Below are 13,365 nucleotides of genomic sequence, written 5' to 3'. Positions count from 1 at the left end.
GCTGGGGGGGGTGCCCCCCCCCGCGGGGGGGGGCCCCCCGCCCCCCCCCCCCCCCCCCCCCCCCCCCCCCGGGCGGTCGGTCACTTCCCGAAGCGCTTGCTGACTTCGCTCCACTTGATGTTCTCGACGAACGCCTCGAGGTACTTCGCGCGGGCGGTGCCGTAATCCACCATGAACGCGTGCTCCCACGAGTCCAGCACCACGAGCAGGTCCTGTTCGATGGGCAGGCCCAGGTGGTGCTCGGCGATGAAGTAGGTGTGCAACTTGCCATCGCGGCGGTTGCGGGTGAGCACGGCCCAGCCGGGGCCGCAGAGCGCCGTGGCCTTGAGGTCGGCGATCACCTTGTCCTTGCCGCCGGCGGCGCCCAGGGCGGTCTTCAGGCCGGCGCTGATGGTCTGGTCGGCGCCCAGGTTCTCGAAGTAGAGCTCATGGAGGAAGGAGCCGTTGAAGGCCACAGCCTCGCGGCGCTTCAGCTCGCTGTACTCGTTGAAGGAGTAGTTGGCCTTGGTGTTGTCCGCCGTCGCCAGCTTCTCTTCGATCTCGTTCAGCTTGGTGATGTAGCCCTTGTAGAGGCCGAAATGCTGGTCCAGCTGGGAATCGCTGAGCCCCTTCAGGGCGCCGCCCTTCAGGTGGTCGTAGTTCTTGGCGGTGTAGGCCATGGGTGTCTCCTTGGCTGCGCGACGCGCGGATGAGTAGTTTACTTAAAAAGTCGGAAATTGGACGAAACAGGCACAATGTTCAGGTGCGGGTCCGGTATCAGATGCGGTGGCCGGGCTTGGCCCGGACACCGCGTGGGGGTGCACGAGGGGGGACGCAGAGGACGCGAAGCGTCCGGGCGGTCCCCCCTCGTTTAGATCAGCCCAGCATCTCCCGCAGGAACCACGCTTCTTTCTGGTGGACCTGCACGAAGCGGGTGAGCAGATCGGCGGTGCCGGGATCGCCAGCGTCGTTGGCGAGCTCGATGCCCTCGTGCATGAGGGACACGGTGGCCTCTTCGTTGGCCAGGGCCTCCTTCAGCATGGCTTCGGGATCCAGGCGGGCAGAGGGGTTGGAGATGGCGGCCTTGGTCTGGGCCTCGATCTGGGCCGGGGCGTGGAGGGGCACGCCACCCATCATGCGGATCCGCTCCGCCAGCTCGTCCACGGTGCCGTCGGCGGCGGTGTAGAGGTCCTCGAAGCGCAGGTGGTAGTCGCGGAAGTGGGGGCCGGTGACGGTCCAGTGGTAGCGCTTGGCATTGAGGGCCAGCACGAAGGCGGTGGCCAGCTCGGCATTCAGGTGATCGATGACGGAACGGTTCATGGCTTCTCCTCAGGAAGGCCAGGACGTCCAGGCGGCCGGCGCGGGCCAGCGGCCGGGGAGTCCGGCGTGGGTGGAGACGAGGGCGGCGATGGCGCGGCCGTCCGGAATGAGGTAGCGCAGGGCCAGCACGGAGGGCAGGCGATCCTCCGGTCCGGCGGCCCCGCGATCCACGGAGGGCGTGACGAGGGATCCATCCGCCAGCTCCAGCGCCAGCTGGTCCGGGAACGTGTGCAGGGCCGCCAGGCGGCGGTCCCGCACCTCGTCGGGGAAGCCCAGCATCAGCGTGGCGGCCACGCTGACGCCCTCCGGCTCACGCCGGGGCGCCAGCACCGCGAAGGAGGCGCGGGCCTCGGCCAGGTCCTCCGCCGGGGCGGAGTCCAGGGTCATGCCTTCGGCCCAGAGGGTCTCGACCACCTGGTCCTCCACGCTCTCCGCCGTCTCGGGCTGGAAGGTGATGCCTTCGGCGAGGTCGAGCCGCAGGGCGGCCTGGCGGGCCAGGAAGGCCTGCCGGGCCTCGAAGCGGGCGCGCTCAGTGGCGGAATCGAAGGCGAGCATCACCGGGGTCTTAGACATGCTGGGCGATGTCGGCGGCGGGCTGGGCGAAGGCGGGCTTGGCGCCGGCCTGCAGCTTGGTCAGGGCCTCCTGGAAGCGGCCGGCGTGGAAGCGCTCCACCTTGGCCAGGGTCTCGAACCAGGCGGCGATCTCGGGGTAGCCCTCTTCCTTGGCCAGGCGTGCGAACTCGGGATACATGTCCGTGTACTCGTAGGTCTCGCCGGCCACGGCGGACTTCAGGTTGGTGACCGTGTCGCCCAGGGGCAGGCCCGTGGCGGGATCGCCGGCCTTCTCCGCCAGGAACATCAGGTGTCTCAGGGCATGGCCGGTCTCGCCGTCGGCGCTGTGCTTGAAGAGGTCGGCCACCTCCTTCAGGCCTTCCTTCTCGGCCACCTGGGCCATCCAGGTGTAGCGGCGGTTCGCCTGGCTCTCGCCGGCGAAGGCGGCCTTGAGGTTCTGGTGGGTCTTGGAATCGGTGAAGGACATGGCATCTCCTCGTGGGCCGCGATCGGCGGCATCAAGGTAGAGCCATCCTCGTGCCAAAGCAATAAGTCAAATCATTGAACAAATTCTGTAAATTCCAAGGAGAGCTTTCCCAAGAGAATCCCGACCGGCCGAGAGCCGGATCCTCGGCATGCCGTGAGTCGGGCCGGTCAGGGGACCGCGCGGAGGCTGGCCAGGATCTGAGCGCCGTCCAGGCTGAGCGCCCGGCCGAAGCCCAGCACCAGGCGCCCGGAGGCGGGCCGGATGAGGAAGAAGCAGAAGTCCCCCAGGCCCAGGGTCATCTCCGCCTCCGGGAACCGCGCGAGGAAGGCCGCGGCCGCCTGGTCGTGGCGGCTGGATTCCCGGGGGATCTCCTCGGCCACGCCCTGCACGGTCACCCGGGGCAGGGCCAGCGGGTCCTGGCCTTCCTCCATGGGCACCACGAGCAGCAGACTGGTGCGCGCGTCCGCCCGCAGACCGCGGGTGTGCTGGGCCAGGCCGCTCACGTGGATGAGGAAGCCCGCGCCGTCCGGCGCCGGAACCACCGGCACCATGGAGACGAAGGGCGCCCCTTCGTGCAGGGTGCCCAGGGAGGCCAGGGGAAGTCCCGTCAGCAGAGCGTGGAGCGTCGCTTCCGTGTTCGGGTCCATGAGGGGCTCCTCGGCCGGGTCAGTTCGGGAAGGCGGCGGCCACGATGCGTCCCACCTCGGCCAGCACGGCGTTGCGGTCCTTCATGGGGGCGCGGGACCCGGTGTAGTAGGCGGCCACCAGGATCGGCGCCCGGCCCGGCGGGCGCAGGATGGCCACGTCGTTCACGGTGCCCCGCGCGCCGGAGCCGGTCTTGTCACCGACGGCCCAGGTGACCGGGAGGCCGGCCCGCAGGCGGTCCCCGCCGGTGAGGCAGCCTTGCATCCAGCCTTCCAGGCGCTGGCAGGAGGCCGGTTCGAGGGCCCCGCCCAGCAGCATGGCCTTCAGGACCTCCACCATGGCCGCGGGGCTGGTGGTGTCCCGGGGATCGCCGGGGATGGCGGTGTTCAGCGTGGGCTCGGTGCGATCCAGCCGCGTCACGGGGTCGCCCAGACGGCGGGCGAAAGCCGTCACCTCGGCGGGCCCGCCCAGGGCCTGGAGCAGGAGGTTGGCGGCGGTGTTGTCACTGGCCTCCACGGCGGCGGCGCAGAGCGCCTCCACGGTCATGCGTCCCTCCGCCACCCGCGCGGCGGTGACGGGCGCGTACTCCAGCAGGTCCGCCGTCGTGTAGGCGATGGGCCTGTCCAGGCGCTCCCGGCCCCGCTCCACCTGTGCGAGCACCGCCCCCGCCAGCAGGACCTTGAACGTGCTGCACAGGGGGAACCGCTCGTCGCCGCGGTGGGCGATGCGGCGGCCCGTGCCCGTGTCCAGCGCGACCACGCCCAGGCGCCCGCCTGAGCGGGCCTCCAGGGCGGCGAGGCGGGCCGGGGCCGGGGCTGGGACTGGGGCCGGGGGCGCGGCCTGGAGGGTCTGGATCAGGAGAAGGGCGGCGCACAGCATCCGGCTCATGGGGACTCCAGGAAGGCCCTTCGTTCTACCACGGCGCGGGTTGCAGAGGCGGCGCCTACTCGGGGGCCTGGTCGGGAGTCTGGTCGGGAGCCTGGCCGCCCTCGGGGGACTCGTCCGGGCCTTCGACTTCCGGAATGTCGTTGCCCTGGGCGTCCTTCTTCAACGCCTTCTTCTGCAGCTTCTCTTCCTTCTTCTTCTGGCGGGCCAGGTCCTTCTGCCGCTTCTCGAAGTTGTAGTTGGGCTTTCTGGCCATGGCGCGTCCGATCTCGAAAAAGGTTGAAGCCTGTGAAGCCCTTTCCTTAGTCTACCGCCTCGTCCGCCGGAGCGCCTGGATGAGGTCGTCCAGCCGCTGCAGGAAGGTGGAACGGTCCTTCGCGCTGAACGGAGCCGGACCCGTGCCCAGCTCGCCCATGGCGCGCAGGTGGCTCATCAGCTCGCGGCTGGCCAGGGCGTCCCCGATGGAATCCGGCGTGTACACGCGGCCCCTCGCGTCCAGGGCCCGGGCGCCCTTCTCGAGGCAGCGGGCCGCCAGGGGGATGTCGGCGGTCACGGCGATGTCCGAGGTGGTGATGTTCGCCACGATCCAGTCGTCGGCACCGTCGAACTGGCCCCGGGCCACCACCACGGACTCGAACAGGGGGTTGCGGGGCACCCTCAGGGGCGCGTTGGACACCAGGAGGACCTTCAGGCCGCAGCGCGTGGCCACGCGGAAGACCTCCTCCTTTACCGGGCAGGCGTCCGCGTCCACGAAGATGCGGATGGCGGGCGCCCCGACACTCATGTCGCTCATGCCGCGGGCCCGGCGGCGATGAGGGCCTGGATCGCCGTGGCCACGCGGGCCACCTGGGCGGGATCCGCCAGGCGCCCCTCCGCGTCCAGGCCGGAGGCGGCCAGGGTGAGGCAGAGCGAAGCCTCCGGCAGCACCCGCGCCGACATCACTGCCAGCGTGTGGGCCAGGGAGGCCTGGGCCTTCGCGCCGCCCTCCGGCGAGGGCGAGGCGCTCCAGGCCGCCGCGGGCTTGCCCACGCAGGCACCGGAGGAGACCACCCACTCCAGCAGGTTCTTCAGCACCGCGGGCATGGCGTGGATGTATTCGGGGGTGCAGACGAGCAGGGCGTCCGCCGCCAGGATCCGGGCCCGCAAGTCGGCCACGGGGTCCGGCGCGGGCTCGACGTCGCGTTCCGGGCTGAAGTGGGGCAGGTCGTCCAGGCGCTCCCAGAACTCGAACGTGGCCTCCGGCGCCAGGCGCGCCGCCTCCCGCAGCAGCCGCGCGTTGAGGGAGCCGGCCCGCAGGCTGCCGGCCAGGGCGAGGATCCGCATCAGCCCTTCCGCCGCCACACGAGGACCGTGCCCGCGGCAATGGCCGCGAACCCGGCCCAGGCCGGGATGCGCAGGGTGTCCTTCTCCTTCAGGGTGAATTCCAGGGGGCCCAGCTTGGCGTCGTGGGTGTCCTTCGTGTAGCTGAACTCCGGCCAGGCCAGGGCCGCGGCGCCCAGGGCGATGAGGGCCAGGCCCGCGAGGGATCTGAGAGTGGCGGCCTTCATGCGGTCTTGTCCAGGCACCACCTCACGCCGCCCTTGGCGGCGATGAAGAGGAACACGAAGCAGAACACCACCGCCAGCTCGCCCTTGTTCACGGCGGGCCAGAAGGCGGCGCCGAATTGGAACCTCCAGTGGAACTGCATGTAGGCCACCGCCATCATGCCGCTGCACAGGAAGGCCGCCAGGCGGGTCTGGAAGCCCACCAGGATGGCCAGGCCGCCCACCAGCTCGATGAGGCCGCCGATCCAGATCTGAGAGCCCACCGGGGGCTGGAAGCCGCCCGCCACCCCGAAGAGCTTCTGGAGCCCGTGGAACGCGAGCAGCAGACCCGACACGATACGCAGCAGCGCGTAGGTGGGGTCGGCGTACTTCTCAAGCCATGACATGAAGCGCCCTCCGAGCAGATGTGGTGACATTCTGCCCAGATCCGGCGGCGAAGCGGAGAACCGATGCACCTACATGCGCAGGCGCTTGCAGGCCTACGCGTGCACCGGCGTGGCCGCGTCCGCGCCCACCACGGTGATCCAGGGGCGCACCTGCCAGCGATGCACCAGCCCGTGGAGCACGTAGGGATCCGCCGCGGCGAAGCGCTGGGCCGCCGCGGGGGAGTCCCCCTGGAAGAGGAGGATGGACATGTCCACGGGGTCCGCCACGGCCCCGCCCAGCACCAACTCGCCCCGCTCGTGGGCAGCCCAGGCCAGGGCCAGGTGCTCCTTCCGGAATTCTCCCCGGCGATCCACATATTCTGGACCGACCTCGTAGATCAGGAGGTAATGCATGCATCCTCCATGGACAGATACACCCCAAGGATAGGTGTCGTGGAAAAAATGCAAAATATTGAGTTTAATGGCGATTTTTTACCTATTTAAACACCTTGCACCCTACCCCTTGGACCCCGCCTTCTTGGCTGGCTTGCGGCGGTCGGACTTGCGGCCGCCCTTGACCGGGACGGGGGCCGCGGCCCGGTCGTACAGGTGCTCCAGGCGCACGGCCTTGGCCGAGGTGTCAGCCGCCTTGTGGATCTCCTTGAGCACCGAGGCCACCAGATCCAGATCCGCCGCGTCGCCCTTCAGCAGCTCCTGGAAGGCCGCCGACTTCAGCGCCTCCAGCCGCTTCGACTGCCGCTTCCCCGCCGCCCAAGTCAGCAGCTTGGAGAACAGCTCATAGCCGAGCTTGAGTTCAGGGGTGGGGAGGGACATGGCAGAAGGGTAGCGGAAGGGATGCGTCAGGGCCTGTCCATCCTCCGGTGCAGTCCTCGAGTCTGGAGGGGCGAGCCGGGACTCGGACCTCCTGCCTGGGGGGCTTTCCTGGGCTGCAGAGCTATTCGTGCAAGTCCACCATGGCCGTGTTGTAAGCGGAGGGCCTCACCAGGATGTGCAGATGGTTGCCTCCGTCGAAGGCGACCTTGAAATACGGATAGGCCAGGTCGCCCGGAGGGATCGGCAGAAGGCTCTCCACCCAGCCTTGGGGCGTCTGAGTGTAGAGGTAGAGGCCATTCGTCGTGGCAACGACGGCCGCGACGCGGGTGCCATCCGGGCTCAACGCAATACTGGCCTGGGTGATGCCCATGTGGGGGAAGGACCGCAGGAGGGTCGGGGCCTGCCACGCGCCTCCAACCTTTGGGAGCACCCAGAAAGCGTCATTCAGCGGGTTCGCCGCGTCGGCGACCTGGAAGAACGTCCAGGCGGTGTCGGTGCTCGCCCACACCCCGTCGGCGAAGGCATAGCCGCCCCCCCAAGGGCGGGTGTCCGGCAGTGTCTGGGCGGACCAGGTCCCGTCCGCATGGCGGTCGAGGGCCCGCAGATCGTACCAGGTGGGGATGAGCGCGTGCAGCGTGTCGCCGGGATCCACAGAGAGACGCAGTGTGCCGGTGTACCAGTCGGTTGCGCCGCCGGGGAACAGGGGCTCCTGGGTCCAGGCCCCATTGATCCATTGATGAAGGGCCAGAGCGGCGAAGGACCCCTTGGTGGCGCCCGTGTCTTCGAGCACCCGGGGTATCCCGGCCTGGTCCAGGGTGAAGGTGGCACTCGGGAAGGTGTAGGTCGGCGAGGTGGCCAGGTGACGGATCACCTCGGACTGCCAGGTGGTCCCATCGAACCAGGCATGGGTCAGGTCCTCCGCGATGGAGGAGGTGGCCAGGTAGATCGTGTGGGGTCTCGACTGGGGGCCCAGGGCGAGGGGGGCCGTCACCGCGTAGGCTCCTCCGCCGGCGGTCGGGGCGGTCCAGCTGGTCCAGCTACCCCAGGTGGTGGCGGGGATGGCCAGCGGCGAGGTGACGCCAAGGGCCCAGAGGCCGGCCGGAGACAAAGCCGCGACGTCGGTCTGGGGGCTGCCTGCCATGGGGGTGGATGCCAGGGTCGGCGCCCCGGTCGGGTTGATGGGGGCCGAGGTGATCCAGGGGCCGGTGGTGGACAGGGTTCCGTTCGTGACCACGAGGGTGTAGGTGTAGTAGCCCAGCGAAAGCCCCGTGTCCTGGTAGCTCGTGGCCGTGGGTGGCAGGGTGGCCAGAAGGGTGTTGGCGGTTCCGACACCGCCCCGGAACACTTGGATCTGGGTGGCAGCCTGGCTCCGGTTGACCCAGCTGAGCCCGATCGCATTGGCCAGCGGCTGCGCCGACAGTCCCGTGGGGGCGAGAGGCGGGATGGCCACGGGCAGGGTCGGCCCGGTCGTGCTGCTCGACGTGGAACCGGACCACGCGGTCACGCGATAGCGGTACTGCAAGGTCTCGTCCAGGTTGGCGTCCGTGTAGTGGGACCCGAGGGCATAGCTCATCGAGAGCGCCGTCCAGGGCCCGGTGATCGTACCCGCGCCATCGCAGGTGGCCCGTTCCAGGACGTAGCGGTCTGCCAAGAGGGACGGCGTGTCCCAGGACACATAGACGCCTCCATCAGAGCCCGAGTACCAGGCGGAGATCGTCTGTGGAGCCTCCAGAGGAATGTGGATCTCGGCGAGGTTGGAGAAGGAACCGCCGATCCCATTCCGGACGGCCTGGACCCGGAAGCCGATCTTCGTCAGCTCCGGAGGTTTGGACGTAAAGGTCACGAGAAGGCCCGTGGCCGCCGCCGGGATGAGGGTGTCATTCAATTGGGTGAAGGAGCCTGCATTCACCTGCGCTTCGAGGTTGTACCCATCGATGGGGGTGGAGAGGGGCGTCCACGTCAAAGTGACCTGGACCTGCGCCGGATCATAGGTGGCCTGGAGCTGGACGGCTGCCGGGCCTGCGGGGACCGGGGGAGCGGAGGTGGTTCCGCCGCCGCCGCTCCCACCGCAACCGGTGAGCAACAGGCCGAGTGCAAGGCTGAGGCCCCAGATCCGATTCATGACATTCCCCATAGATAGAGACATTTGGGAGCAGCATATCGGCACCTGGCCTCCGGAGGCCTCCACACCGCCGAACGGGCGGTTTCAGGTGGCGAATGGTCGGGCCGGTGGCCAGGGGTTCCCGGGAGGGAGGTTATGCGGGTGGGGCTGAGGGGGGGGATCGAGCCTATTGGGTCACTTTGTAAACGTTACCGGCCGTATCTTTTGCCACGCCGAGCAACGGCGAATCTTTGGGAGTGTCACGATAGAATTCCAACTGAAACTCGGAACCTTTGTCGCCCGTAATTTTGGATTTACCGCGCCACTTGGATCCGAGGACGTGTCTGGTGAAATAGCCCTCGCCATAAACAAGATCCCAGTAGCTGGCTAGGTTGGAATCTGCTTGGTCCTGAGGGATGGGCTCCCATGGCCCTTTGCATGATTCTCCGCTGGGTAATTGAAATGATATCGAGCCCGAGCCGATTCCCGTTGAGAATCCAGTGATAGCCGCGTTCGGGTGCAGATTGACCATGGGGCCTTTGACCGGGTGAAGGTATAGCTTCGGGGTCAGATCCGGAATGGGCGGAATGCAGGCGGTAGATGCCAATAGACAAATGGAACCAGAGATGACGCCTGGCATCTTCATGTAGGTCTCCCTTGGGATGAAATTTAGTGATAAGACAACCCGGTTGATGGAGTAAATCTAACGAACAAACGATATGGAATCACCCGCTGAGCGGGGCGGTGAGTCCGCCGCCCAGGGGTCATTCGTGCAGGTCCACCAGGTTTCCGCTGAAGATGGAAGGCTTCACCAGGATGTGCAGGTGGTTCGCGCCGTCGAAGGCGGCTTTGAGGTAGGGCAAGGGCTGGGTGTCCGGGGGGATCGGCAGCAGGCACTCGACCCATCCCTGCGTGGCGGTCCAGGTGTTGAGGTACAGGCCGCTCGTCGTGTTGAACACGGCCGCGACCCGCGTCCCATCCGGGGACAGAGTGATCCCGTCGATCGGGGTGCCCGTGTGCAGATACGACTTGAGGAGGATGGGCGGCTGCCAGGCGCCCGCCACCTTCCGCTGGACCCAGAAGCCATCGTTCGAGGGGTTGCTGGGGTCCGAGGATTGGTAGGCCACCCAGGCCGTGGCCGCGTCCGCCCACACGCCATCCTGGAAATGGTAGAAGCCACCGGAAGTTTGGGGGTTGGGCAGGATCTGGGAGGTCCAGGTGCCGTTGGCGTTCCGGGTGTACTCGCGGATGGGGGCCTGGGCACTGGACCAGGAGGCGACGAGGGCATGGGGGGTGTCCGAGGCGTCGAGGAAGAGGGTCGGCGTGCCAAGGAAGGTGGTCGTCCCGGCCGAGGGGTCGAGGGGTTCCTGGATCCAGGCCCCCGCCACCTTGTGGGAGTACACCAGTCCGGCGAGGGTGCCGCCTGGGCCCGTGTCCTGGAGCGCCTGGGGCGCGCCCGTCTTGTCCAGGGCGAAGGCGGTGGCGAGGACGTTGCTGGTCGTGGGCATTGTCTGCACGACCTCGGTGGTCCAGGTGCTGCCATCGAACCAGGCATGGGTGAGGAGATCTGCCACGGAGGTCTGGCTCTGGTAGAGGACGTGCGGCCGGGATTGGGCGTCCAACTGCAGGAATTCGGCGGGTGCGGAGAACATGCTGGCCGGCGACCAGGCGGGCCAGGTTCCCCAGTCGGCGGGGAGGGCCGTGAAGGGCGTCCGGGTGCCGAAGGCCCAGAGGCCGTTGGGGGAAAGGGCGGAGGCGCTCGTGTACGGGCTGGGGGCCAGGGTGGCCGCCGTCAGGGTGGGGGACCCGGGAGGATTGGCCGGAGCCGCGAGGATTTCCTGGGTCGTGACGGTGGTACGTCCATCGGAGATGCTGAGGCTGTAGCCGTAGTAGCCGAGCGCGAGGCCGGTGTCCTGATAGGTGGTCGCGGTGCCCGGAAGGGTCGCGAGGACGACGGTCGTCCCCGGGATTCCCGGGACGCGGCGGATGATCTGGATCTGGGTGACGGTCTTGCTCTGGTTCACCCAAGTGAGCCCCACGGTTCCAGGAAGGGCCTGGGCGGCGAAGGAGACCGGCGGCAGGGGCGGGATGACCACCGGGAGGGTCGGACCCGTCGTCGGGCTGGGAAGGGTTCCCATCCAGGCGGTGACGCGGTAGAGGTAGCCCTGGCTCTCCACCACGGTTGTGTCCAGGAAGGTGGACGTCAGCGGAGACGGCAGGGGCAGGCTGGACCAGGAGCCGGACACGTGGCCGGAGGTGTCACAGGGAGCCCGCTCCAGGACGTTATGGTCGGCGAGGAGGGAGGGCGACGCCCAGTTGAGGTGGACACCCCCATCCGTGGCGGAGTACACCGCGTCCAGGAACGGCGGCGGGGCGATCGGAATCTTGATCTCCGCGACGTTGGAATAGGGCCCCTTGGCGCCATTCCAGACGCTGCAGATCCGGAAATCGAAGACCCCGAGTTCGGGAGGCGTTGACGTGAACGTGAGGGAGGCCGAGGTCACGCCGCCGAAGATCGGAGTCTGGTTGATCGGAGCATAGGCACTGGAGTTGTAGCTGTATTCCAGGCTGTAGCCGTCAATATTGCTGGCGGCTGCGGTCCATGTGAGCTTGATCTCGACCTTGTAGGGGTCATAGGTCGCGTTGAGCTGGGGGGCCCCGGGTGTGGCGGGGCTGGAGGATCCGCCACCCCCGCCGCAACCAAGCAGCATCAGACAGAAGGCCAGGCCGAGGCCGAGGCCGAGGGCGCGCGTCATGGGAATCTCCGGGTCCGGGAACAGCGGACCCAGCATACCCAGGGCCCGGATCATCCTGGCCGGCTTCCGCCGAACGGTGGCAGATCAGCCCCTGAACGGTGCGGGCGGGTTCGTCTCCCAGGCGCCGCCCAGGAGGGTGGTCCGCACGGGGACGCCGGGGGTGCGGACGCCGCGGTGGGCCATGCAGGTGTGGACGGCCACGAGGTCCACGCCCCAGGCGGCGGGGCGGAGGTGGGTCTGGAGGGCGTCGGCGATCTGCCGCGCCATGCGCTCCTGCACTTGCAGGCGGGCGGCGTAGGCCTGCACCACGCGCACGAGCTTGGACAGGCCCACGGTGCCACCACCGACAGGGGGATTGGCGGGCAGGTAGCCGATGGTGGCGTGGCCCTCGAAGGGGGCCAGGTGGTGCTCGCAGGTGCTCACGAAGGGGATGCGCTCCAGGATGATGGGCACCGGGGCCAGGTCGCCGGGCAGGGGCTTCAGCTCGGCGGCCAGGTCCACGCCGTAGCCCGCCAGCCGCTCGGCCCAGAACTCCGCCACCCGGGCGGGCGTCTCCTGCAGCTCCGGCGCGTCCGGATCCTGCCCCAGGCCCCGCAGCAGGGCGCGGACGGCGGCCTCGGAGGCGGCGCGGTCGAAGGACGGGACGGGGGAGTCGGCCATGGTCCGGTCAGTCTACGCCCGGGCGGCCTGGGAAGGTTTGGCATCGGCCCGAAATGCCGCCTGTGGGATCATGGGGGATTCGGGAGAGGTCATGAGCGAAGCCAAGGTCAGCTACGCGTCCAGCGGCGTGGACATCAACCGCCAGGACGAGGCCCTGAAGCGCATCAAGCCCCTGGTGAAGGCCACCAAGACCCCCGGCGTCCGCAGCGACATCGGCCTGTTCGGCGGCCTTTACAGCGCCCAGTTCCCCGAGGCCAAGCCCATCCTCGTCAGCAGCATGGACGGCGTGGGCACCAAGATGAAGGTGGCCCGGCGGGCCGGCATCTGGGACACGGTGGGCCAGGATCTGGTGAACCACTGCATCAACGACATCCTGGTGCAGGGCGCCCGGCCCCTGTTCTTCCTGGACTACATCGCCGCCCAGCGGCTGGAGCCCGAGGTCATCGAGCAGATCGTCAAGGGCATGGCCACCGCCTGCCAGGCGGCGGGCTCAGCGCTGATCGGCGGCGAGCTGGCGGAGATGCCGGGTGTCTATGCCGAGGGCGAAGTGGATGTGGCCGGCACCATCGTGGGCGTGGTGGACGAGGCCGACCTGCTGCCGCGCCTCGACGCCATGGCCGAGGACGATGTGCTGATCGGCCTGCCCAGCTCGGGCCTGCACACCAACGGCTATTCCCTCGCCCGCAAGGTCTGCTTCGAGCTGGAGAAGCTCGACGTGAAGGACACCCTTCCCGGGATGGACCGGACGGTGGCGGACGCCCTGCTGGCCATCCACCGCAGCTACCTGAAGCCAGTCATGCCCTTGGTGAAGGCGCACAAGCTGGTGGCCATGGCCCACATCACCGGTGGCGGCCTGACCGACAATATCCCCCGCGTGCTGCCCAAGACGCTGGATGCCGAGATCGACACCGCCAGCTGGGAGATCCCGGCCCTGTTCCGCTTCCTCATGGCCAAGGGCGGCCTGGGGATCGACGACGCCCGCCAGGCCCTGAACCTTGGCGTGGGCATGGTGCTGGTGGTGAAGCCCGAGCTGGCCGGCGACGTGCTGGCCCACCTCCACGCCGACGAGGAGCCCGCCTGGGTGCTGGGGCGGCTGGTGAAGGGCGCCGGGGCCGTTCGCTACCGATAGATCATCAATTGTTGGCCCGGCCGGAAGCCGGGACGCATATTGGGGCGTTGCCCGGGTTTCCGGCCGCCTCTCCCTGCCTGCGGGAAGGCTCTCCGAGGGGGGCGGACC

General features: G+C 68.5%; 18 protein-coding genes. 1 reads left to right on the top strand and 17 read right to left on the bottom strand.

The genetic code is table 11. From position 1 onward, the window contains the following. Nucleotides 1–80 precede the first annotated feature (80 nt). The 17 genes from MLE42_RS13015 to folE all read right to left on the bottom strand — a co-directional run bounded on the left by MLE42_RS13015 (nucleotide 81) and on the right by folE (nucleotide 12,128). The gene (locus tag MLE42_RS13015; RefSeq protein ID WP_243288315.1) at nucleotides 81–659 is read right to left on the bottom strand and encodes a Fe-Mn family superoxide dismutase; all 579 of its coding nucleotides are present in this window, start codon (nucleotides 657–659) and stop codon (nucleotides 81–83) included. A gap of 196 nt (nucleotides 660–855) precedes the next feature. Beyond that, the gene (locus tag MLE42_RS13010) at nucleotides 856–1,299 is read right to left on the bottom strand and encodes a Dps family protein (protein ID WP_243288314.1); all 444 of its coding nucleotides are present in this window, start codon (nucleotides 1,297–1,299) and stop codon (nucleotides 856–858) included. 9 nt (nucleotides 1,300–1,308) lie between these two features. After that, on the bottom strand, nucleotides 1,309–1,872 hold the full coding sequence (locus tag MLE42_RS13005; RefSeq protein WP_243288313.1) for a DUF3501 family protein: 564 nt from the start codon (nucleotides 1,870–1,872) through the stop codon (nucleotides 1,309–1,311). Beyond that, a complete protein-coding gene (locus tag MLE42_RS13000) occupies nucleotides 1,865–2,338 on the bottom strand; it encodes a rubrerythrin family protein (protein ID WP_243288312.1) in 474 nt (157 codons plus the stop codon). Before MLE42_RS13000 ends, MLE42_RS13005 begins: the two co-directional genes overlap by 8 nt. A 167-nt stretch (nucleotides 2,339–2,505) precedes the next feature. Further along, entirely contained in the window at nucleotides 2,506–2,985 is a 480-nt protein-coding gene (locus MLE42_RS12995) for a HugZ family pyridoxamine 5'-phosphate oxidase (protein ID WP_243288311.1), read from the bottom strand. A gap of 19 nt (nucleotides 2,986–3,004) precedes the next feature. After that, complete coding sequence (gene bla, locus MLE42_RS12990; RefSeq protein WP_243288310.1) at nucleotides 3,005–3,871, bottom strand: class A beta-lactamase; 867 nt, start codon at nucleotides 3,869–3,871, stop codon at nucleotides 3,005–3,007. A gap of 55 nt (nucleotides 3,872–3,926) precedes the next feature. Further along, nucleotides 3,927–4,124 (bottom strand): hypothetical protein, encoded by a 198-nt coding sequence (locus MLE42_RS12985; protein WP_243288309.1) that lies wholly within the window; start codon nucleotides 4,122–4,124, stop codon nucleotides 3,927–3,929. Nucleotides 4,125–4,175: 51 nt separating this feature from the next. Next, a complete protein-coding gene (locus MLE42_RS12980; protein ID WP_243288308.1) occupies nucleotides 4,176–4,652 on the bottom strand; it encodes a YaiI/YqxD family protein in 477 nt (158 codons plus the stop codon). A 5-nt stretch (nucleotides 4,653–4,657) separates the two neighbouring features. Further along, nucleotides 4,658–5,191 (bottom strand): NADPH-dependent FMN reductase, encoded by a 534-nt coding sequence (locus tag MLE42_RS12975; protein WP_243288307.1) that lies wholly within the window; start codon nucleotides 5,189–5,191, stop codon nucleotides 4,658–4,660. After that, on the bottom strand, nucleotides 5,191–5,415 hold the full coding sequence (locus MLE42_RS12970) for a hypothetical protein (protein ID WP_243288306.1): 225 nt from the start codon (nucleotides 5,413–5,415) through the stop codon (nucleotides 5,191–5,193). Before MLE42_RS12970 ends, MLE42_RS12975 begins: the two co-directional genes overlap by 1 nt. Beyond that, the gene (locus tag MLE42_RS12965; RefSeq protein WP_243288305.1) at nucleotides 5,412–5,798 is read right to left on the bottom strand and encodes a DoxX family protein; all 387 of its coding nucleotides are present in this window, start codon (nucleotides 5,796–5,798) and stop codon (nucleotides 5,412–5,414) included. The genes MLE42_RS12970 and MLE42_RS12965 overlap by 4 nt, the downstream gene beginning before the upstream one ends. A gap of 93 nt (nucleotides 5,799–5,891) precedes the next feature. After that, nucleotides 5,892–6,191 carry a YciI-like protein gene (locus tag MLE42_RS12960; protein ID WP_243288304.1) on the bottom strand — a complete coding sequence of 100 codons (300 nt, stop codon included), beginning with the start codon at nucleotides 6,189–6,191 and terminating at the stop codon, nucleotides 5,892–5,894. Between the two features lie 102 nt (nucleotides 6,192–6,293). Beyond that, nucleotides 6,294–6,611, bottom strand: coding sequence for a hypothetical protein (locus MLE42_RS12955; protein WP_243288303.1), 318 nt, complete (start codon nucleotides 6,609–6,611; stop codon nucleotides 6,294–6,296). A 121-nt stretch (nucleotides 6,612–6,732) separates the two neighbouring features. Next, entirely contained in the window at nucleotides 6,733–8,733 is a 2,001-nt protein-coding gene (locus MLE42_RS12950; RefSeq protein ID WP_243288302.1) for a fibronectin type III domain-containing protein, read from the bottom strand. A 166-nt stretch (nucleotides 8,734–8,899) separates the two neighbouring features. Next, on the bottom strand, nucleotides 8,900–9,358 hold the full coding sequence (locus MLE42_RS12945) for a hypothetical protein (protein WP_243288301.1): 459 nt from the start codon (nucleotides 9,356–9,358) through the stop codon (nucleotides 8,900–8,902). A gap of 118 nt (nucleotides 9,359–9,476) precedes the next feature. Then, on the bottom strand, nucleotides 9,477–11,468 hold the full coding sequence (locus tag MLE42_RS12940) for a fibronectin type III domain-containing protein (protein WP_243288300.1): 1,992 nt from the start codon (nucleotides 11,466–11,468) through the stop codon (nucleotides 9,477–9,479). 84 nt (nucleotides 11,469–11,552) lie between these two features. After that, complete coding sequence (gene folE / locus MLE42_RS12935; protein ID WP_243288299.1) at nucleotides 11,553–12,128, bottom strand: GTP cyclohydrolase I; 576 nt, start codon at nucleotides 12,126–12,128, stop codon at nucleotides 11,553–11,555. A 91-nt stretch (nucleotides 12,129–12,219) separates the two neighbouring features. On the opposite strand from folE, the gene purM reads away from it, so the two are divergent. Further along, nucleotides 12,220–13,257, top strand: coding sequence for a phosphoribosylformylglycinamidine cyclo-ligase (gene purM / locus MLE42_RS12930; RefSeq protein WP_243288298.1), 1,038 nt, complete (start codon nucleotides 12,220–12,222; stop codon nucleotides 13,255–13,257). Nucleotides 13,258–13,365 lie beyond the last annotated feature (108 nt).

Origin of the sequence: Geothrix terrae, assembly GCF_022808775.1 — a bacterium.
Taxonomy (GTDB): domain Bacteria; phylum Acidobacteriota; class Holophagae; order Holophagales; family Holophagaceae; genus Geothrix; species Geothrix terrae.
The sequence above is the reverse complement of the archived record's forward strand: the minus strand, read 5'-3'. Positions and strand labels throughout refer to the sequence as shown.